This window comes from Tropicimonas sp. IMCC6043 (genome assembly GCF_004146235.1).
Classification (GTDB): Bacteria; Pseudomonadota; Alphaproteobacteria; order Rhodobacterales; family Rhodobacteraceae; genus Tropicimonas.
The window spans coordinates 137,444-158,321 of record NZ_SELO01000004.1; the positions used below are offsets into that span (position 1 = coordinate 137,444).

The 20,878-nt window shown below is 67.9% G+C and carries 15 protein-coding genes; 8 read left to right on the forward strand and 7 right to left on the reverse strand.

The window, feature by feature from the left end:
* Nucleotides 1-265 precede the first annotated feature (265 nt).
* A complete protein-coding gene (locus tag EU800_RS06665; protein ID WP_129630015.1) occupies nt 266-796 on the reverse strand; it encodes an invasion associated locus B family protein in 531 nt (176 codons plus the stop codon).
* A gap of 169 nt (nt 797-965) precedes the next feature.
* Between EU800_RS06665 and EU800_RS06670 the strand changes: the two genes are divergently transcribed.
* A complete protein-coding gene (locus EU800_RS06670; protein WP_129629842.1) occupies nt 966-1,976 on the forward strand; it encodes an asparaginase in 1,011 nt (336 codons plus the stop codon).
* On the opposite strand, the gene EU800_RS06675 is transcribed toward EU800_RS06670, so the two are convergent.
* A complete protein-coding gene (locus EU800_RS06675; protein WP_129629844.1) occupies nt 1,963-2,277 on the reverse strand; it encodes a YciI family protein in 315 nt (104 codons plus the stop codon). The genes EU800_RS06670 and EU800_RS06675 overlap by 14 nt on opposite strands.
* Before the next feature lie 75 nt (nt 2,278-2,352).
* Nucleotides 2,353-3,231 (reverse strand): phosphoserine phosphatase SerB, encoded by an 879-nt coding sequence (serB, locus tag EU800_RS06680; RefSeq protein WP_129629846.1) that lies wholly within the window; start codon nt 3,229-3,231, stop codon nt 2,353-2,355.
* 251 nt (nt 3,232-3,482) lie between these two features.
* Between serB and EU800_RS06685 the strand changes: the two genes are divergently transcribed.
* The 3 genes from EU800_RS06685 to EU800_RS06695 all read left to right on the forward strand — a co-directional run bounded on the left by EU800_RS06685 (nt 3,483) and on the right by EU800_RS06695 (nt 7,315).
* Nucleotides 3,483-4,637, forward strand: coding sequence for a phosphoserine transaminase (locus EU800_RS06685; RefSeq protein WP_129629848.1), 1,155 nt, complete (start codon nt 3,483-3,485; stop codon nt 4,635-4,637).
* A 74-nt stretch (nt 4,638-4,711) separates the two neighbouring features.
* Nucleotides 4,712-6,307 carry a phosphoglycerate dehydrogenase gene (serA, locus tag EU800_RS06690; RefSeq protein ID WP_129629851.1) on the forward strand — a complete coding sequence of 532 codons (1,596 nt, stop codon included), beginning with the start codon at nt 4,712-4,714 and terminating at the stop codon, nt 6,305-6,307.
* 168 nt (nt 6,308-6,475) lie between these two features.
* A complete protein-coding gene (locus EU800_RS06695) occupies nt 6,476-7,315 on the forward strand; it encodes an amino acid ABC transporter substrate-binding protein (RefSeq protein WP_129629853.1) in 840 nt (279 codons plus the stop codon).
* A gap of 18 nt (nt 7,316-7,333) precedes the next feature.
* On the opposite strand, the gene tdh is transcribed toward EU800_RS06695, so the two are convergent.
* Complete coding sequence (gene tdh, locus EU800_RS06700) at nt 7,334-8,359, reverse strand: L-threonine 3-dehydrogenase (RefSeq protein ID WP_129630017.1); 1,026 nt, start codon at nt 8,357-8,359, stop codon at nt 7,334-7,336.
* Between the two features lie 8 nt (nt 8,360-8,367).
* Nucleotides 8,368-9,561: a glycine C-acetyltransferase gene (locus EU800_RS06705; RefSeq protein ID WP_129629855.1), complete on the reverse strand. Its 1,194-nt coding sequence runs from the start codon at nt 9,559-9,561 to the stop codon at nt 8,368-8,370.
* 129 nt (nt 9,562-9,690) lie between these two features.
* Between EU800_RS06705 and EU800_RS06710 the strand changes: the two genes are divergently transcribed.
* The 4 genes from EU800_RS06710 (at nt 9,691) to EU800_RS06725 (ending at nt 12,961) form a co-directional block, all read left to right on the forward strand.
* Nucleotides 9,691-10,125 (forward strand): MarR family winged helix-turn-helix transcriptional regulator, encoded by a 435-nt coding sequence (locus tag EU800_RS06710; RefSeq protein WP_129629857.1) that lies wholly within the window; start codon nt 9,691-9,693, stop codon nt 10,123-10,125.
* Nucleotides 10,126-10,261: 136 nt separating this feature from the next.
* Complete coding sequence (locus tag EU800_RS06715; RefSeq protein ID WP_129629859.1) at nt 10,262-11,194, forward strand: DnaJ C-terminal domain-containing protein; 933 nt, start codon at nt 10,262-10,264, stop codon at nt 11,192-11,194.
* A complete protein-coding gene (locus EU800_RS06720; protein WP_129629861.1) occupies nt 11,191-11,544 on the forward strand; it encodes a hypothetical protein in 354 nt (117 codons plus the stop codon). The genes EU800_RS06715 and EU800_RS06720 overlap by 4 nt, the downstream gene beginning before the upstream one ends.
* Before the next feature lie 241 nt (nt 11,545-11,785).
* Nucleotides 11,786-12,961 carry an acetyl-CoA C-acyltransferase family protein gene (locus EU800_RS06725; RefSeq protein ID WP_129629863.1) on the forward strand — a complete coding sequence of 392 codons (1,176 nt, stop codon included), beginning with the start codon at nt 11,786-11,788 and terminating at the stop codon, nt 12,959-12,961.
* A gap of 103 nt (nt 12,962-13,064) precedes the next feature.
* On the opposite strand, the gene pbpC is transcribed toward EU800_RS06725, so the two are convergent.
* Nucleotides 13,065-15,098 (reverse strand): penicillin-binding protein 1C, encoded by a 2,034-nt coding sequence (pbpC, locus tag EU800_RS06730; RefSeq protein ID WP_129629866.1) that lies wholly within the window; start codon nt 15,096-15,098, stop codon nt 13,065-13,067.
* 313 nt (nt 15,099-15,411) lie between these two features.
* On the reverse strand, nt 15,412-20,856 hold the full coding sequence (locus EU800_RS06735) for an alpha-2-macroglobulin family protein (protein ID WP_242500423.1): 5,445 nt from the start codon (nt 20,854-20,856) through the stop codon (nt 15,412-15,414).
* Nucleotides 20,857-20,878 lie beyond the last annotated feature (22 nt).

A 20,878-nucleotide genomic window follows, 5' to 3' on the forward strand; every position in this document is an offset into this window, starting at 1 on the left:
GCGCCTGATATACGCGGTGGCCGGCGGTTTTCCAAGCCCGCCCAGGATCCGGCTGTCAGAGCTGCTCCCTCCAATCCCGCGGCTGCTTAGCGACTTCGGGCAGGTGGATATCGTGGCGCAGCCAAGCGGAATCGGGCAGTCGCGGCGCGCGGCGCTTTGCTCATCGCTAAAAGTGACCCCGTAGCCCAGGCGCAGATTGCGAAGAGGCGATCTGCGCCGTGGGCGCAGTCGGACTGTATCCTATGCCAGCCAAGCCGGCGGCAGGCTATTCCCCGCAGCGCTTCTCGGCCTCTTCCATCGCGGCCGTGAAGCCCATCAGGGAGAAGGTATCCTTGGTCTGGGTGCCGCGGGTGGAGCGCGCGGTGAAGGTCGCCTCTGCGCCCCGCTTCAACGCAGTCACCAGCTTGGAGTCATCGTCCGGCGAGGCCGGCCAGGCCCACTCGCCCTCGGTGAAGAGCTCGAAACTGCTGCCTCCGACCTCGGCCGTCACGGTAGAGCCCTTGGCGAAGGGATAGCCGCCGGTGAAGGAGACCTCGCCGGCCGCGCCCGCGCCCGGACGGAAGGTCACGAAGAGCAGGATGTCACCGCGCCTGACCGAGACGGTCCTGCCGTCGCGCGTGTTCACCGTTGACTTGGGCGAGGACACGCCCCAGCACTCGGTGGGGTCGTCCTCGACGAAGACGCTCCAGTCGGTCTTGGCGGCAACCTGGTTGGTCGAAACGTCCTGCGCCATCGCGACCGTTCCTGAAAGGAGGACGGAAGCGGCGGCCACGCCGGTCAGTATCCGGGAAAACATGTCTGTCACAGCCTCCAGCTGTCTCTGCCTCATTCTGTTACCACCTGGGTCCGTTGACCGGACTTTCCGCGAGGCGGCTGGGATTACAACCCGCTGCTTGGCATGGTAACGCAGATGTGGCGGCCGGGTGAAGACCCGCAGGCGGAATTTTGCCGGAAAGGATGGCGCGATGGCCTCAGTCGAGATGGTGGAGATCTGGCGCGGCGGTTTCCGCGAATCGGTGCACAGGGGCCATGCGGTGGTCTGCGACGCCTCGGGTGCGATTGTCGCCTCCTGGGGCGACCCCGACAAGGTGTTCCTGCCACGCTCGTCCTCGAAGATGATTCAGGCGCTGCCGCTGGTCCAGAGCGGGGCGGCCGATGCGCGCCGGCTCGGCTCCGAACAGCTCGCTCTGGCCTGCGCGAGCCACAACGGCGCGGAGATCCACACCGGGCGCGTGGCGCGCTGGCTGGCCGACCTCGGCCTCTCTGAAACGGACCTGCGCTGTGGTCCGCAGATGCCGGATGACCCGGATGCATTCAGGCACTTCACCTGTTCGGAGGACGCCCCGTGCCAGCTACACAACAATTGCTCGGGCAAGCACACCGGCTTCCTGACGCTGGCGCAGCATCTCGACGCCGGGCCGGAATATATCGACCCTCTTCACCCAGTGCAGCAGGCGGTGCGCGCGGCCTGGGAGGACCTCACTCAGGAGGATTGCCCCGGCTACGGGATCGACGGCTGCTCGGCGCCGAATTTCGCCTCGACGCTCGCCGGCATGGCCCGCGCCATGGCTTCCTTCGCCGCCGCCCGCAGAGGCCGGGGATCGAGGCAGGAGGCGCAGGCGCGGCTGGTCGAGGCGATGATGGCGCATCCCGAGCTGGTGGCAGGTGAGGGCCGCGCCTGCACCGAGCTGATGCGCGCGCTCGCCGGCGCGGGCGTTGCCAAGACCGGTGCGGAGGGGTGCTTTGCCGCGATCCTGCCCGGCAAGGGGTTCGGCGTGGCGTTGAAGATCGAGGACGGGACGACGCGTGCCTCGGAAAGCGCAATCTCGGCGATCCTTGTGGCGCTCGGTGTGCTGGACCCGGCCCATCCGACAGCGCGCCGTTTCATAGCGCCGCGCATCCCGAACCGCCGTGGGGTGGACACCGGACAGCTTCGCCCGGTGCCCGGAACCTTCGACCGACCTACATTGGGATGATCTCGGCGACCTCGATCGAGCCGCTGCCATCGGTCACCATCGGACAGCCTTTGGCGTAGTTCACCGCCGTCACCATGTCCGGCGCCTGGATGATCGAATAGCCCGAGACGGGGTTCGCCCCGCCGGTCTGCTCGACCGTTCCCTTCTTGACGGTCCAGGACGCGCCGACCGGGTTGCCGGCATCCACCACGGCGTCACCCATCTTGTCGAACCATTCGGACCAGGCCTCCATGGCCTTGGCGCCTTCCTCCGGACTCTCGGGCTGTTTTCCGCCATGATAGGCATATAGGAACTTTGGCATTTTCTTCCTCCCTGTTCGTGGTCCCTTCTTAGCGGACCCGCTGGGGCGCTGCCAATCGGCATCATGCCGGCGGGCTCAGACGCCTTCGAACTCGGAGAGCGAATAGCCCTGGATATAGAGAAGCGCTGTCAGGTCGCCGTGGTTGATCCGGATGTCGCACTGCGCCGCGACGCTGGGCTTGGCGTGCAGCGCCACGCCGGTTCCGGCGCGCGCGAGCATGCCGAGATCGTTCGCACCGTCCCCGACGGCGAGCACATCCGCCTCGGAGATACCGAGCCGGGAGGCGATCTCTTCCAGCGCCGAGACCTTGGCCGCGCGCCCGAGGATCGGCTCGCCGGGGGCGCCGGTCAGCCTGCCATCTGCCACCAGGAGCGTGTTGGCGCGATGCTCGTCGAAGCCGAGAGCCGCGGCGACCTTCGCGGTAAAGGCGGTGAACCCGCCCGAGACCAACGCCGCGTAGCCGCCTTGCGCCTTCATGGTCGCGACGAGTTCCTGTCCGCCGGGCGTGAAGGTGATGCGCTCCGCCAGAACTTGGTCGATCACGCCGATATCGAGCCCCTTCAGGAGCGCGACCCGCTCGCGCAGAGCGCTCTCGAAATCGAGCTCCCCGTTCATCGCCCTCGCGGTGATGTCCTTGACCCGCGCGCCGACGCCGGCGACGTCCGCGAGCTCGTCGATGCATTCCTGACCAATCATGGTGCTGTCCATGTCGGCCAGAAGCATCTTCCGGCGTCGCCCCGCCTCCGGTTGCACCACGAGGTCGATGCCCATTGCCTGGAGATCTTCCCAGACCTGCCAGCGGTTCGACGGAACCTCATCCATAGCAAATTCCGCCGCGACATCCGGCGCGAGCCATTGTGCCTCGCCGCCGCCCCAGGCATTGCACAGCGCCTCGACGGCGCCGGCCTCGAGGGCGGGCCTGGCGGGGTTGGACAGCAGCGTTACGACATGCATTTCGGTCTCCGGTGACGGTTGATGCCGCGGCTTAGACACCGCCCGGGCCCGATTTGCCAGCCCCGGCGCTTTCCGTCCAGCCGTCGCCGGTGGCCCCGGAGTTTCCGATAGTGGATGCTGGCAGGCAGAATGCGGCGTTGCGTCCCGAGGAAACGACATTTGCCTGTTGCCAGCCCGGCCCCTTCCGCCATATGAGCGGCCTCGGGACACCCCTCCCCAACGAGGGGCATATATCTGGAAGGATACCACCAATGGCGACTCAATCTCCGGCTGCGCGGCCGGCGAACCCACGTTTTTCCTCCGGCCCTTGTGCCAAACCCCCCACATTCACGCTCGACGCCCTTAAGGACGCCGCCCTCGGCCGGTCGCACCGCGCCGCCCTCGGCAAGGCGAAACTCAAGCAGGCGATCGATGACACCCGCGCGGTGCTCGGCGTTCCCGATGACTACCGGATCGGCATCGTGCCGGCCTCCGACACCGGTGCGATGGAGATGGCCATGTGGTCGCTCCTGGGCGAGCGCCCGGCCGAGATGCTGGCATGGGAAAGCTTCGGTGCAGGCTGGGTGACCGACGTGGTCAAGCAGCTCAAGCTCGATGCCGTGGTCAGGACCGCCGAATATGGCGAGATCGTCGATTTCGCTGAGGTCGATTTCGACAAGGATGTTGTCTTCACCTGGAACGGTACCACCTCTGGCGTGCGTCTTCCCAACGGCGATTCGATCCCCGCCGACCGTGCGGGCCTGACGATCTGTGACGCCACCTCCGCCGCCTTCGCGGTGGACCTGCCCTGGTCGAAGCTCGATGTCGTCACCTTCTCCTGGCAGAAAGTGCTGGGAGGCGAGGCGGCGCATGGCATGCTGATCCTGTCGCCCCGCGCCGTCGAACGGCTCGAGAGCTACACGCCCGCCTGGCCGCTGCCGAAGATCTTCCGCCTGACCAAGGGCGGCAAGCTGATCGAGGGCGTCTTCAAGGGAGAGACGATCAACACGCCGTCGATGCTCGCGGTCGAGGATTACCTCGTCGCGCTCGACTGGGCGAAATCCGTGGGCGGACTCGCGGGCCTGATCGCGCGGGCCGACGCCAACACGGCCGTGATCGAGCGCCTGGTTGCCGAGAACGACTGGATCGACTTCCTCGCCGCCGACCCGGCCATTCGCTCGAACACCAGCGTCTGCCTAAAATTCACCGACGCGCGGATCAAGGACGGCGCTGCTTTTGCCAAGGCGGTCGCCAAGCGGCTCGACGCGGAGGGCGTGGCGTTCGACATCGGTGCCTATCGCGACGCGCCTCCGGGACTCCGGATCTGGTGTGGCGCAACGGTCGAGACCGCCGATCTCGAAGCGCTCGTGCCCTGGCTCGTCTGGGCCTTTGAAGCCGAGATGGACGCCCAGCTGGCGGACGCCTGATCAATCCTGCGTGACAGATCGCCGGGGGCTGCGGCTCCCGGCCCTTCCCCCGTTCTTCCCAAGGAGTGCCTGACATGGCCCCGAAAGTTCTCGTCTCCGACAAGCTCAGCGAAACCGCCGTCCAGATCTTCCGCGATAACGGCATCGAGGTGGATTTCCTGCCGACCCTCGGCAAGGAACCGGAGAAGCTCGCCGAGCTCATCCATAATTACGACGGCCTTGCCATCCGTTCGGCGACCAAGGTGACCGCCGACATCCTGGAGCGCGCCACCAACCTCAAGGTGGTCGGCCGCGCCGGCATTGGTGTCGACAACGTCGATATTCCGGCCGCCTCCAAGAAGGGCGTGATCGTGATGAACACGCCTTTCGGCAACATGATCACCACCGCCGAACATGCCATCGCGCTGATGTTCGCCGTCGCCCGCCAGATCCCCGAAGCCTCGGCCTCGACCCATGCCGGCAAGTGGGAGAAGTCGAAATTCATGGGCGTGGAACTCACCGGCAAGACGCTCGGTGTGATCGGTGCGGGCAATATCGGCGGCATCGTCTGTGACCGCGCGGTGGGACTGAAGATGAAGGTCATCGCCTATGACCCGTTCCTCTCGGACGAGCGTGCCGGCAAGCTCGGCGTGACCAAGGTCGAGCTCGACGAGCTTCTGAGCCGTGCCGACTTCATCACCCTGCATGTCCCGCTGACCGACAAGACCCGCAACATCCTCGGCCGCGAGAACCTCGCCAAGACCAAGAAGGGCGTGCGCATCATCAACTGCGCCCGCGGCGGTCTCGTTGACGAGGCCGCGCTGGCCGAGCTTCTGAAATCGGGTCACGTGGCGGGCGCGGCCTTCGACGTCTTTGCCAAGGAGCCGGCGACCGAGAACCCGCTCTTCGGCATGCCGAACGTGGTCTGCACGCCGCATCTCGGGGCCTCCACGACCGAGGCGCAGGAGAATGTGGCGTTGCAGGTGGCCCAGCAGATGGCCGCCTATCTCAACACCGGCGCCGTCGAGAACGCGCTCAACATGCCGTCGGTCACCGCCGAGGAGGCGAAGGTCATGAGTCCGTGGCTGAAGCTCGCCGAACATCTCGGCGCCTTCATCGGCCAGATGACCAACGAACCGATCAAGGCGATCAACATCACTTATGATGGCGCGGTGGCGAAGATGAACCTCGACGCGCTCGGCTGTTCGGCCATCGCCGGGGTGATGGCGGCGTCGAACCCGGACGTGAACCTTGTCTCTGCGCCGATCCAGGCCGAGGAGCGCGGCATCAAGGTATCGCGCACCACCCAGGCCAAGTCGGGCGTCTTCGACGCGTTCATCAAGCTGACCGTGGTGACCGATACTCGCGAGCGTTCGATCGCCGGCACGGTCTTCTCCGACGGCAAGCCGCGCTTCATCCAGATCAAGGGCATCACCATCGATGCCGAGATCGGTGCCCACATGCTCTACACGACCAACAAGGACGTGCCGGGCATCATCGGTACGCTCGGCCAGACAATGGGCGAAAACGGCGTCAACATCGCCAACTTCACCCTCGGCCGGACCGACATTGGCAAGGATGCGATCGCTCTGCTCTATGTCGACGCGCGGGTGCCGGAACCGGTGCTCGACAAGCTGAAGGCGACAGGACTCTTCCAGAACGTCAGCCCGCTCGCGTTCAACGTGGCCTGAGGCGGCGCGAGCCGCACCGGAAAGCGCGCGCCGGTCGCGGCCGGCGCGCTTCCTCGCAGCCCGCCGGCGGCACCGTGCCGCCGCCTCGCCCGGAATTGAGTGGTGTGTCGGGCGGCCCGCGGATAAGGTCGCGCGAACGCAGAATACGAACCAGTCCGGGAGCCTTTCATGCGCATCGTCGCCGCCATTCTCGCCCTCACAATCGGTCTCGCCGGATCCGCCTCGGCGCAGACCATCGAGCGCATTCGCGAGACAAACGAGCTGAAGCTCGGTTTCCGCTCGGACGCGGCACCGCTCTCCTTTGCCAACGAGGCTGGCGAAGCCTCGGGCTACACCCCGTTGCTCTGCGTGGGCATCGCGCAGGAACTCGCCGATCGCCTCGAGCTGCCCAACCTCGAGGTCTCCTTCGTTCCGGTCACGACCGAGAACCGTTTCGAGAAGGTCGCCGCGGGCGAGATCGACCTGCTCTGCGGGGCGGCAACGATCACCATGGATCGCCGCGAGATCGTCGATTTTTCCGATCCGGTCTTTGTCGACGGCACCGTCGCGCTGATGACCCGCAACGCCGATCCCTCGATGAAATCGCTCGCCGGCAAGAAGGTCGGCGTCAGGGCTGGCACGACGACCCAGGTCGCGCTGCACAATTCCCTGGTCAAGGAAGGGATCGAGGCCGAACTCGTTCCCTTCGAGGATCATGGCGCCGGCGTCGAGGCGCTCCGCAACGGCGAGATCGCGGCCTATTTTGGCGACCAGTCGATTCTGGTCTACCAATTGGCGACCAAGAACCTCGGGAGCGAGCTTCGCATCACGAATCAGCTGCTGACGGTCGAGAAGCAGGGCCTCGCCATGGCGCGCGGCGACACCGATTTCCGCCTTCTGATCGACGGCATCGTCGGAACCATGTACCGCCGCGGCGCCGTGCAACGCGTCTATGAATCGATGCTGCCGGGCGTGGAGCCCGGCATGGCGATGCGGGCGCTGATCATGATTGCCCCGACCCTGCCCTGAGCCTCGACGCGGCGGGCCTCAGCGCCAGTCGAGCACGACCTTGCCAGAGGATCCGCCGCGCATCACCTCGAACCCGTCGCGAAAGTCATCGACTCCGAAGCGGTGCGTGATGACCTTTCGTACGTCGAGCCCGTTCTGGAGCATCGCAATCATCTTGTACCAGGTCTCGAAGATCTCGCGGCCATAGACCCCCTTGATGGTGATCGCCTTGAAGACGATGCGCGACCAGTCCACCGGCGATTTGCCCGGCGGGATGCCCAGGAGCGCAATCCGCCCGCCCATGGTCAGCGCCTCGACCATCTGGTCGAGCGCGGCCTGGTTGCCCGACATCTCAAGCCCGATATCGAAACCCTGCTTCATGCCGAGTTCACGCATCACCTCGTTGAGATCCTCCTCGGCCACGTTCACGGGCCGCACGTCGGCGACCTCTGTCGCGAGCCGCAGTCGGTCGGGGTTCACGTCCGTGATCGCCACATGGCGCGCGCCGACATGGCGGGCGATCGCCGCCGCCATGATGCCGATCGGCCCGGCGCCGGTGATCAGAACGTCCTCGCCCACCAGATCGAAGCTGAGCGCGGTGTGGACGGCGTTGCCGAGCGGGTCGAGGATGGCGCCGATTTCGTCGTCGATATCTGCCGGCAGCGGCACCACGTTGAAGGCGGGAAGGCGTAGGTACTCGGCGAAAGCACCCGGAACGTTGACGCCGACCCCTTTGGTCTCCGGATCGAGATGGAACTTGCCTGCGCGCGACTGCCGCGAGTGATGACCGATAAGGTGGCCCTCGCCCGAGCAGCGCATGCCCACATGCAGGTCCTCCACCCGCCGGCCGATCTCGACGATCTCGCCGGCGAATTCGTGCCCCGTCACCAGCGGCACCGGCACGGTCTTCTGCGCCCAGTCATCCCAGTTCCAGATATGAATGTCGGTGCCGCAGATCCCGGTCTTGTGGACGCGGATCAGAACGTCGTCCGGCCCGATCTCGGGGATCGGCACTTCCTGCATCTCAAGCCCGACCGCGGGCTCCGCCTTCACCAAAGCCCTCATCGTCGTTTTCATGCCAGCACCCTCGTCTCACGTCCCGCCTTGCCGAAGGCGTCTAGCGCCCGGTCGAGATCCGCGCGCGTCAGGGCCGCGTTCATCTGCGTACGGATCCGCGCCTGTCCCTTAGGTACCACCGGGAAGAAGAACCCCGCGACGTAGACCCCATGCTCGTAGAGTGCGGCGGCCATTTCCTGCGCCAGCCGCGCCTCGCCGAGCATCACCGGAACGATCGGATGCTCGCCCGGCAACAGGTTGAAACCGAGGTCTGCGAGCCCCGCGCGCCAATACGCGGTGTTTTCGAAGAGCCGGGACCTTAGGTCGTCGCCTGCCTCGACAATCTTCAGCGCCTCAATCCCCGCGGCCACCACCGACGGCGGCAGCGAGTTGGAAAAGAGATAGGGCCGCGCGCGTTGTCGCAGGAGGTCGATGGCCGGCTGCGGACCGGCGATGTAGCCGCCGATCGCGCCGCCGAGCGCCTTGCCGAGCGTGCCGGTCAGGATGTCGACCTTCTCCGACACGCCGAAGTGATGCGGCGTGCCGCGGCCCTCGGGCCCCATGAAGCCGGTGGCGTGGCAGTCGTCGACCATGACAAGCGCGCCGTAGCGCTCGGCAAGCGCCGTGATCTCGGGCAGTTTCGCAAGGTAGCCGTCCATCGAAAACACGCCGTCCGTGGCGATCATGATATGCCGCGCGCCGCCCTCGCGGGCTGCCCGGAGCTGCGCCTCCAGTTCGTCCATATCCGAATTGGCGTAGCGGTAGCGCCGCGCCTTGCAGAGCCGGATGCCGTCGATGATCGAGGCATGGTTGAGCGCGTCCGAGACGATGGCGTCCTCCGGCCCGAGCAACGGTTCGAAGAGCCCGCCATTGGCGTCGAAACAGGCGGCAAAGAGGATCGCGTCTTCCTTGCCGAGAAACTGCGCGAGCGCCTGTTCCAACTCGCGGTGTAGCGGCTTGGTTCCGCAGATGAAGCGCACCGAGGCCATGCCGAAACCGTCGCGCTCGAGCGAGGCGCGCGCCGCCGCGACGAGCCGGGCATCGTCGGCGAGGCCGAGATAGTTGTTGGCGCAGAGGTTGAGCATGTCGCGCCCCGCGACCTCGATCCGCGCGCCCTGCGGCGAGGCGATCGGACGCTCGCGCTTCATCAGACCCTGCGCCTCGATCGCGGCAAGTTCCTCGGTCAGATGGCGCTCGAATTCCGGTGTCATCCGGCCCTCCTCCTGCTGGTCCGGGCAGTCTGCCCGCAATCATTGGTCGCGGTCTTTTCGTGCCGGCGTGACTTGACGGAACGCCCCGGGTGATTAAGCAATGGGTCGGCAAACAATGGGGCACCCCCCGTGAGCGACTTCGACCTCGACAGCTTCATCCCCTACCGCCTTGCGGTCCTCGCCGGCAAGATCAGTCGGGAGTTCTCGCGACAATATCACGAACGCTTCGGCCTCTCCCGTGCAGAGTGGCGCGTGCTGGCGCATCTTGCGGCCGAGGGCGAGGCGAGCGTGCGGGAGATCCACGCCCATGTCGATCTCGACAAAAGCCGCATCTCCCGCGCCGCCAGCCGCCTCGAGGAGGAGGGGTTGCTCAGCAAACGGGAACATCCGGCGGATGGCCGTCTGGTCACGCTGGCGCTGACCGAGGCCGGGCATGCGGTGATGGCGGAACTGGCGCAGATGGCCAACGCCTTCCAGGCGGACCTTCTCGGGCGTCTCGGCCCCGGGAGTGACGGTCTCGTCGAATCGGTCGAGCGCCTCGCGCAGGTCGAAGCCCGGGCATAACCTGACGAAAGGTCGGAGCGCCCAGCCATACCGCCGCAGCGCGCGTTGCGACTCTGGCAAATCCCCGGTGTCGTGACAATATCATCCTGTGAACGGCCCTCGGGCCGCCAGTGACGCAATTTGCACGGGACGCATCATGGATCCCTACGAAGCCCTCGGGGTGAAGAAGACGGCCAGCGCGGAAGAGATCAAGAAGGCCTACCGCAAGATCGTCAAGGAAAGCCATCCGGACCTGAACCCGGGCGACACGGCCGGGGAAGAACGGTTCAAGGCGGCGGCGAACGCCTATGACCTTCTGAAAGATCCCGAGAAGCGGGCGCAATATGACCGCGGCGAGATCGACGCCCAGGGGCAGGATCGTCCGGAGGCGCATTTCTACCGCAGCTACGCCGGTGCGCGGGACAACCCGTATCGGGGTGGCCAGCAATTCGATGAATCCGAGGATCTGTCGGACTTCTTTACCGATTTCATGCGCCAGGCGCGTGGCGCGCGCGGCGGGGCGGGGCATGACCACATGCACGGCTTCCATGCCGACGGCGCGGATATCCGCTATCGCCTCGAAGTGCCCTTCATGGACGCCGCGCTTGGCGGCAGCACGCGGATCACCCTGCCGGACGGGTCGGCGCTCGGGGTGCAGATCCCGCGCGGCATCGAGGATGGCCAGACGATCCGTCTGCGCGGCAAGGGCGGTCCGGCGGTCGGCAAGGGTCGTCCCGGCGACGCGCTCATCACGATCTCGGTGGCGCCGCATAAAATTTTCTCCCGCGAGGGCGACACGGTGCGCGTGGTGCTGCCGATCACCTTCGACGAGGCGGTTCTCGGCGCAAAGGTCGAAGTGCCGACGATCAGCGGTCCGGTCAATCTGAGCATCCCGAAGGGCGCCAGCTCGGGACAGGTACTGCGCCTGCGCGAGCGCGGGATCGCTCCGCGCGGCCGCGACAAGCGCGGCGATCAGCTCGTGGAACTGAAGATCGTCGCGCCGCCCGCAATCGACGATGAACTGGCCGGTTTCATGGAAGGCTGGCGCCGCAAACACGCCTATGATCCGCGCAAGGGGATGAAGCCATGAGTGTTGTCTATTCCGACGAACAGATCATCGCCGAGGTTCCCGGGCTCGACCGGGCGCTGCTCCTGCGTTTCGTAAAGGCGCGGATCGTGGTCCCGTTGGACAGACCCGCGGAACGGACGCGAGGGTTCCTGCCGGTCGACGTTGCGCGGCTGCGGCTGGCCTGCGAACTTTGCGAGAGCTTCGATTTCGAGGATGACGCGCTCGACGTCATCCTGAGGCTGGTGGACCGGCTCCACACCACGCGGGCGGAACTTCGGGCCGTCCTGGACGCCGTCGGAGACCTCCCGGAGGCCCAGCGGAGGCAGGTCGCCGAGGGCCTGCGCGAAAGGCTGGCGACAGGCGCGCGCTGACCGCGCGGTTTAGCGGGCCCTATGTCGTCCGCCGATGGGCACGGCCAACTTTTGTCCACGCACTCCTTATTCCGCGAGCCGCAACAGGCGGGGCGTTTCGAACCAGTTCCTCCGGCGCCGTGGGGCCCGCGATCCTGCTGGTCAGTCGCGACCTGACGCCGCAACGTCACCAGCCGGGAGGTTTCTCAAGCCATGAGCGTTCGCGGCTGCTAACGTGGCGGCAGCAAGTCAGGAGGAGACAATGCAAGACGTCGTGATTCTTGGAGGAGTGCGCACGGCCATCGGTACGTTCGGCGGGTCGCTGGCCGGTACCGCGCCGATCGATCTCGGAGCGCTGGTGGCGCGCGAGGCGCTGGAGCGGTCGGGCGTGGCGCCGGACCGGATCGGAAGCGTGGTCTTCGGCCACATCATCAACACCGAGCCGCGGGACATGTATCTCTCCCGCGTCGCGGCCTTGCAGGCCGGCATGCCGGAGAGCGTTCCGGCGATGAACGTGAACCGCCTCTGCGGGTCCGGCGCGCAGGCGATCGTGTCGGTCGCCCAGAGCCTGATGCTGGAGGATATCGAGTTCGGTCTTGCGGGGGGTGCCGAATGCATGAGCCGCTCGCCGCATATCCTTTCCTCCGCCCGCTGGGGCGCGAAGATGGGGGACGTCGGCGCGCAGGACATGATGATCGGCGCGCTCTCCTGTCCCTTCGGCACCGGGCACATGGGCGTGACGGCGGAGAATGTCGCGCGGGAGAACGACGTGAGCCGCGCGGACCAGGATGCCTTTGCGCTGGAAAGCCAGACGCGGGCGGCGCGCGCCATCGAGGAGGGCCGGTTCGCCCGTGAGATCGTTCCGGTCGAAGTGAAGGTCAGGCGGGACACGGTGATGTTCGACCGCGACGAACACCCCAAGGCGACCACGCTCGAGCAACTCGCCGGCCTGCGACCGGCGTTCCAGAAGGACGGGACGGTCACGGCCGGAAATGCGTCGGGCATCAACGACGGCGCGGCCGCGCTCGTTCTCGCCCGCGCCGATGCCGCCGAGGCGGCGGGTCTTACGCCCAAGGCGCGGATCCTGGGCTATGCCCATGCCGGCGTGCGCCCCGACGTGATGGGCATCGGCCCGGTGCCGGCGGTCGAGGCGCTCTGCGCGCGCATCGGGCTCTCGGTTGGTGATTTCGACGTGATCGAGAGCAACGAGGCCTTCGCCGCCCAGGCCATCGCGGTCAACCGCGCCCTTGGGCTCGATCCGGCGAAGACCAACCCCAATGGCGGCGCCATCGCGCTCGGCCATCCGATCGGGGCGACCGGGGCGATCCTCACCGTCAAGGCGCTCTACGAGCTGGAACGGACGGGCGGCAAGACGGCGCTGATCACCATGTGCATCGGTGGCGGGCAAGGCATCGCCCTGGCCATCGAACGGATCTGATCCGACCTCCGGCCGTCGGTTCCCGTTGCGGCCATTCTCTGGGCGGGAGCCGGCATTCGGGTCGGATTCAAACGCGGGGCCCTTCACCCGCACCCCGCCCGGCTCAGCGCAGTTCGACGCTCGTCCGGGCGGCACGGCCCTCGGCATCGATGACGGAGAGATCGAGGAAACCCTTCCCCGGTGTCGGCAGGAAACTCTCGCGCTCCCGCGTCCCGACGATCACCGGCATGCCATTGGCGAGCCATGTGAAGGGCGGTGTGCCGTCGCGGACCTTGAGCGCCAGGCCATCGCGCGCTTCGACCTCGGTGCCGGGCGGCGGGAAGGCAAGCTTGGGCCCGTCAGTGGCTGTCTGGAAGACGGCATTGCGCGGCCGGAACCGTTGCAGTGGCAGCGGAAGCTCAGCGGTGGAGGAAAGCAGCGCAGCAGGCGGCGGTGGCGGCAGCGGTTCGCTCCGTGGGGCAATCCGGCCAAATGTCTCGAACAGGACCGGCGCGGCGAGATCGCCGCCGAAGGCGCCGGGAACTGCGGTGCCGTCTGGCCGGCCGATCCAGACCCCGGCCACGTGACGGCCATCGAAACCGAGCGCCCAGGCGTCGCGGTGGCCATAGCTGGTGCCGGTCTTGTAGGCGAGCGCGCGCCGCGCGGCATGCGCCGGGGGCGGCATGCCGGCGAGAATATCCGCGACCTGCCAGGCGGCGACCTCGGAGAGCACCCGGCGCGGCTCCGCATCCGGCGCCCCGGTCTCGTGCAGCGGCATCGCCAGGCCACCGCGGGCGAGCGCGCCGTAGAGTCGGACGAGATCCTCCAGCGTGACGCCGACGCCGCCGAGCGCAACCGCAAGCCCCGGCGTGTCGCTCGGGATCACCGGCTCGACACCGGCGCGGCGCAGCCGGGCGACCAGACGCGCCGGACCGATCGCCTGGGTCAGCGAGACAACGGGGATGTTGAGCGACATCTGCAAGGCCCGCCGCACCCGCAGCGTGCCGCGATACTGGCCGTCGAAATTGACCGGCGCATAGCGGCCGAAGGCAGTGGGGCGGTCCTCGATGAGCGTTTCGGGATGGGCGAGGCCGGCGTCGAACGCGAGGCCGTAGACCAGTGGTTTCAGCGTCGAGCCGGGAGAGCGCAAGGCGCGGGTCATGTCGAGCCAGCCGCCGCGCGTCTCGGCGAGGTAATCGGCCGAGCCCACCGAGGCGAGGAGGTCGCCGGTTCGGTGGTCGGCGACCACGATCGCGGTCGACAGCCGGTCTCCCGCCTGCCGCGCGGATTCGCCGGCCAGATCCTCGAGCGCGGCCTGCAGGTCGCGGTCGAGCGTCGTCAGGTGAACGTCGCGCAGCGGATGCTCTGCGCGCAGGCGCTCGGCGAGATGCGGCGCATGGGCGGGGAAGTTGCGGCGCAGAGCGGGAACCGGCGTCGTGCGCGCGGCCTCGGCAGTGTCGTGGTCGATCACGCCGGCGCGGGCGACGCGTGCCAGAACCCTGTCGCGGGCGACACTGGCATTCGCGAGGTGCCGGTCCGGCCGGCGCGAGGTCGGCGCCTGGGGAATGGCGACGAGCAGCGCCGCCTCGGCCGGGGTCAGCCGATGGGGCTCCTTGCCGAAATAAGCCAATGTCGCCGCCCGCACGCCTTCGAGATTTCCGCCGAAGGGGGCGCGTTCGAAATAGATCGCGAGGATCTCGTCTTTCGTGAGTTGCCGTTCCAGCGCCAGTGCGAGGCGAAGCTGGCGCAGCTTGCCGGCCATCTGCCCCGTGGTGCCGTCCTCCAGCAGGCGGGCGACCTGCATGGTCAGTGTGGAGCCGCCAGAGACGATCCGCCCGTGCCACAGCGCCTGCCCGGCGGCGCGGGCCATGGCGCGCCAGTCGACGCCGTGGTGGCGCAGAAAGCGTCTGTCCTCGAAGGCGATGAGCATAGCGGGGTAGAGCGGGTCGACCTGTGCGGGCTGCGCGGCGAGGCGCCAGCGGCCGTCATCGACAGTGAAAGCGCGCAGCAGCCGTCCTTCGCGGTCGAGCACTTCGATCGACGTCTCGATCACCAGCACCGGAATCTCCGTCGCCGCCACCCATCGATCGAACTGGTCCCGCGCCAGCGCACCGGCGAAAAGCAGGCCGGCGAGGAGAAAGAGCGCGTAGCGCCTCATGCGAACGCCTCATGGGTGCTACCGAAAATGCTATCCGCTGGATCGAAGTGGGCTTTCGAGCTTCGTGCCATGGCTCGGAGCAAAGGCCGCAGGCTGCCGCGCCATCGCCGGGCCGCCCTCATGGCCCGGCGATAGGTCGACGCTGGCGCATCGCTCCGATCTTTTCCGGAGCCGGCACGATAATGTGCCCCGCCCAACCGTGGGATCGCCGCGCCGCGGCCGGGAAATGGCTCGGCAGCGCACCCGGGCCCGGCCGATCTTGGCTCCGGGCCGGAGGCGTGTCGGTGACAGGGGGGAACGACCACAGCGCGTCTCATTCGGTCACGATCACCCGGCCTTCCTCGCTCCGGGCGCGGAACTGCGGGCGATACATGTCCTCGACGCTGGCGGCCGGGTGGTGGTAACTGCCCGGCGATATGGCCCGGACGATGTAGGCCAGCCGGAACGGGTCCTTGGAGCGCCAGTCGACGGCGGCGAGGAAGCGCTCCTGGCGGAACTCGGCGGTCTCGGTCGGTGCCGGGTCGAGCCATGAGAGTTCTCGGATGTCGCCGGAACGGACAAGGCTTGGGTTGTCGATCTCGAAGCCCGCCGGCAGCGGGTCATCCACCATGAGTCGCGATTCCATGTATTGGAAGGGCGTCACGGTCAGCACGGTCACCAACCGCGTCCCGCGGGCGACCGTGGCCGGGTCGGCCGGGGCGCCGTCAGTTGTGAAATACTCCCGGTCGATGGCAAGGCCATAGCTGCGGCGCTCTTCGGGTTGCGCCGGCACGCCAAGAGTCGTGAGCGTGAGCTGGGTCTCTTGGCCGCTGTGGTTCATGACGGTGATCGGCGCGGCGCCGGTCTGGTCTTCCAGCACCTGCAGGAGCGGGCCGGTGGCGGGCGCGCCGTCGATCAGGAAGCCCTCGCCGGTGGTCTCGATCAGCGCATGCGCGGCGAGCAGCGACCAGGCGGATTCCTGCGTCGAGCGCGGGCGGGCGACCTCGGAGACACGCTCGACCAGCACCTTCCGGTCGATTGCCTCGCTGCCGGCTTCTGATGCGAGCGTCAGCAGCGCCGCGGTATCGCGCAGGTTGGTGCCGTAATCGGCGCGCCAGACGGCCTCGGTCTCGTCGTTGAGCCGTGGCAGAAGCTGGGCGGCGGCGCGGCGGAACATCGCGTCGGCGCGCGGCTGGTCGCCGTAGAGCGCCAGCGCCGCGCCGATCTGCGCGGTGGCGAGCGGCGTGCCGAAATCGCCGCCCTTGACGTCGGCATAGTAGCGCAGGTCGCCTATGGGCGCCGCGCCCTCGCGGGCGAGCACGAGAAGAGCGTAGGCGAGATCCTCGCCGCCCTCGTCGAAATCCGCGGCATAGTTGATCTGGTTGCGCAGGTTGTCCATCGCCTGGCGGAAAGCGAGGCCAGGGACGGCGTGACCTTGCGCCCGGGCGCGGCTGAGGAAGTCGGTCACGTAGGCGTCGAGCCAGAGGTCGCCGTCATAGGCGCCCCAGAGGCCGAAGCCGCCGGAGCCGCTCTGCCGCGACAGGACGATATCGACGGCCCGGCCGATCCTGTCGGCGATGTCGTCTTGTTCGGTCAGCCCCATGGCGCGGGCGACCTGGTCGAAATAGAGCAGCGGCATCGCCTGGCTGGTGACTTGTTCGGTGCAGCCATAGGGATAGCGGTCGAGCGCCGATAGCAGTCCCGGCGCGTCGAAACTGCCGAGCGGGCCGAGGGCGAGCGTGGCGGAGCCGGTGCCGGGACGGTAGGCGGCGAAGACGTCGCGCGAGAGGGTGAAACTGGCACCGTCTGCAAGCGGGAAGCGGGAGGTGTCCGCGACCGCGGGATCGTTGATCTGAACGGGGAGTTTCAGAACCTTTGTCAGGCGTTTTCCGGCCGGCGTGGTGAGGGCGAGGGTGATCTCGCCAAGGCCCGGCAAGCTGGCCAGGACGGGCACGTTGAGCACCGCCCTGCCATTTTCGCCGAGCGCGAGCGCGGCGGGGATGGCGGAGCTGTCGAGCGTGACGCCGGTTGCGCTCGCCTCGAGCGCGAAATCGCCGGTGGGGCCATCGGAATGCACGAGTTCCAGCAGCATCTGCGCGCGGTCGCCCGGGGCGAGGAAACGCGGTAGCGAGGCGGTGAGAACCACCGGGTCGCGAACCAGAACCTCGGCCTCGGCCTTGCCGAGCCCGCTGGCGGACCAGACCACCGCCATGAGCTTCACTGTCCCGTTGAAGGCGGGCATGTCGAAGGTGGCGTGCGCGATGCCGTTCTCGACCGTGACGGGGCCGGAGAAAAAGGCGACGAGTTCCTCGGTCGGCGGCGGGCTCTGCATCCGCATCTGTGCGTCCGCATCGCCACCGGAGCGCAGGGCGCCCATGGTGCCGGAGCGGCCGTCAATGAGCTGGCCGTAGATGTCCCGTAGTCCGGCGCCGAGCTTGCGTTGACCGAAATAGTGCGCCGGTGCATCGGGGGTCTGGTGACCGGTGAGATTAAGGATGCCCTGGTCGACCGCGGCGATGGTGGCGAAGGCGGTCTCGCCCTCGGCAACGCCGTCGACCCTCAGCGCCACGTCAAGCGTCGCGCGGGGGGCGGCGCTTTCCGGTGCGTCGAAGGCGGCCTCGAGCCGTGCCGCACCCGGATCCACCGCGGCATGGGCAAGGCCGAGCGCGCGGGCCGGCGCGTGGCCGTCGGCCGGTTCGTCCATCGGGCGGATGAGCGTTGCGGTGACATAGGCGCCCGCGCCCCACTCGTCCGTGACGGTGAGGTCGATCAGGCTCTCGCCGGCGGGCAGGTCGACCGTCTTCATGTCGATGAGCCGGTTGGACGCGACCGTGATCAGCGCCTTGCCGGCCGCGCGGGGCACGACGCGCAGGCGCGCGGTGTCGCCGGGGCGGTAGGCCGGCTTGTCGAGCGAGACCTCCAGCATGTCGGGCGCTGCGGCGGCATCTGCGGGGGCGTACCAGCCGGCATCGAATCCGACCGATGCGGCGGCGTATGGGCCGTCCAGTCGCTCGACGATCAACTCGTACCGGCCCCAGTCGACCGGCGCGGCGAGGCGCAGGGGCGTGCCGTCGAGCGTGGCCTCGCCAGAGGCGATGCGGCTTCGTCGGGTGACCGGTTCCCAGTCCCAGCTGCCATAGGAAGAATACCACTGGTAGCGGGTCTCGACGCGATTGAGCTTCCAGGCGACGCGCATCGGTTGCGGCGCAAGATCGGCGCCGAGGCCGATCACTTCGAATTGTGCTTCGGAGCCTTCGCTCACGACGTCGTCGAAGAGCGGGCGGATACCGATCATCGGGCCGGTGGGGGCGAGCGCGGCGGACAGGTGGCGCTCGACCGGCCGCCCGGAGCCTTCGGAGACGCGGAGCGTCAAGCGCGCCTCGAGCGGATGCGTCGTCTCGGCTGCTTCGGGGAAAGTGACCGGAAGGACCGCATGTCCGGCGGCATCGGTGCGCGCCGTCTCGAGCCCGGCCATACGGGGCTCGAAGAGTGCGTCGTGGCGGCCGAAGCTGTAGCCGGGGAAGCCGGCGAGCCCGTTGACGGCTGCGAGTTGCACCTCGCCGGTTACGGGCAAGTCGGCGGCCGGCGCGCCGAAGAGGTATCGCGCGGCGACGCGCAGCGGCGGCGTGTCGTCCGGACGGAGCGCGGTATCGGGTAGGGACATCTCGAAATCGATCCGCTCGGGGAGGAAGTCCTCCACCAGCAGCTTGCGGCTGGCGAGCGCGGGGGCCTCGGGATCGGTGTGGAGCGCCAGCGTCCAGGTGCCGCGCGGGACCGTGCCACCGAGCGGCAGCGTCAGCACATGGCCGCCGGCGGGGCCACCGGTCGAGACCTCGCGGGCATACTCGACGCCGTCGGGCCGGGTCAGGATCGCGGTGAGCGGCAGGCCGGGGATGGCCTTTGCCGTTCCGTCCCGGGCGAGCGCCGTGGCGTGGATCGTCTCGCCGGCGCGATAGGCCCCGCGGTCAGTGGCGAGGAAGACATCCACAGGACCGGCTGCGGGCCGGCCTTCGACGCCACGGTCGGAGAGGTCGAACTCAGGGCCGACGAGCGACAGGAACCCCATATCCTCCTCTCCCTGGCGGGCAACGACAAGCGCCGGCGCCGCGCCGCCACGGCCATTGGTCAGGCCGGGCGGGAAGGCGACATGACCCCGCGCATCGCTTGCGGCTTCGGCCAGAACCCGGTTAGAGCGGGAGATCAGTGACACCGAAAGCCCTTCCAGCGGTTCGGCCGAGGCGAGTGAGCGCAGGAAGACATGCAGGCCGTCCGCGCCGCGCATGCTTGCAAGGCCGAGATCGGAGATCACGAACCACTGGGTCGCCGGCGGGCTGTCATACGGGTCGGCGCCTGGCACCGCGGCCTGCAGCGCATAGAGGCCGGCCGGCTGGTCGCCGATCACCTCTCCCATCGGCAACAGCGTGGTCACTTCGGTGTTGAGCGCGGTCTCGACGGCGCCGGTGCCGGTCCAGACCGTCTCGGCGAGGCCGTCTTCGAGCCGCCGGTCCTCCCATTCGGAAAGCTGCTCGCCGAAGAGGTTTTCCTGGATCATCTGCATGAGGTTGCGGTCGTCGACCCGGCGCAGCGCAATTTCGACCTCCTCGAGATTGACGGTGACGACAGGCAATGCCGCGTCGGGTGTGCGCGCCAGCACATAGGCGCGGCCGGGGAAGCGGACCGCGGGCGCGCGGTCGCGGACATAAAGGGTGAGCGTCACGTCCTTGACGAGTCCCTCGCCCGAAGCGGCGGGCAGACCTGCGCGGAAGGTCAGCTGGTAGCGCTGGCCATGCTGGACGCCCTCGACACAAAGCTCCTGGCCTTCGGCCTCGACCGAGAAGCCGGTGCCGGGCAACTGCACATAGGGCTCGAAATCGACGCCCGGAGCGAGATCTTCGGAAAATGTAGCGCAGATGCGGGGGATCGCCGGATCGCTGTCGACCCGGTCGTCGGTGATCCGGAAGCCGTATTTGCCGATCGCGGAGGCAAGCGCCTCGGCGATTTCGGGCGACGGCGCGAGCGTCTCTGCCAGCCGGAGCGCCGGCAGGCTCGCCTGGCCGCGCCCTGCCTGTTCCAGCGCCTCGGCTATGACGAGCAGGGCCTGCGCCTGAGCCGGCGCATCGGCGGCGCGCAGATAGGCGTTCACCGCCGCCGGCAGGGCGCGGTTGCGGAAGCGCCGGGTCTGCGTGTCGTCCTCACCCTTGGCGCGGAGTGCGCTCTCGGCATAGCTGCGCCATTGCTCCGCATCGTCAGTGAGCACGATGGCCGCCCCTGCCCAGCGGAGCGCGTTGGTGTGATCGCCCTTCGCCCGGGCCTCGGCCAGCCCGGCAAGCAGGTCCTCGAGGGTCCATCCACCGGCGAGATGGCGGCGCGGAATGGCCTCGGCCTCCGAACGCGCGGCGTCGATATCCGCCGGCCGCAGGAAGCCCAGTTCGCCAGCGCGGGTGCTGGCGCGGGCGAGCACCTCCGCAGGTGTCTGCACAATCGTTGCCGAAATGGCGCCTTCATAGGGTTCGCGCCGGCTCACGCCGCGTTTCGGAAAACAGCTGTTCTGGCGGCCGTTGAAGGTGAAGGCACCACAGGCCGGATCACTCAGGCAGGCCTGCCGGCAGGCGTCGAAACTGGTGTCGAACATGGCGCGGAGGTCGTCGCCGTAGAAATCCGTGTCGCGCTCCACGATGAGGCGGCGTTCGGGGATCGGGGACCCCTGTGGCTGGGCCGTTGCGAGGCTTCCGGCGAGCGGGACGAGCGCGAGAATGAGGAAGGTGATGAGGCGGCGCATGAGAATGACTCCGCTTGGAAAT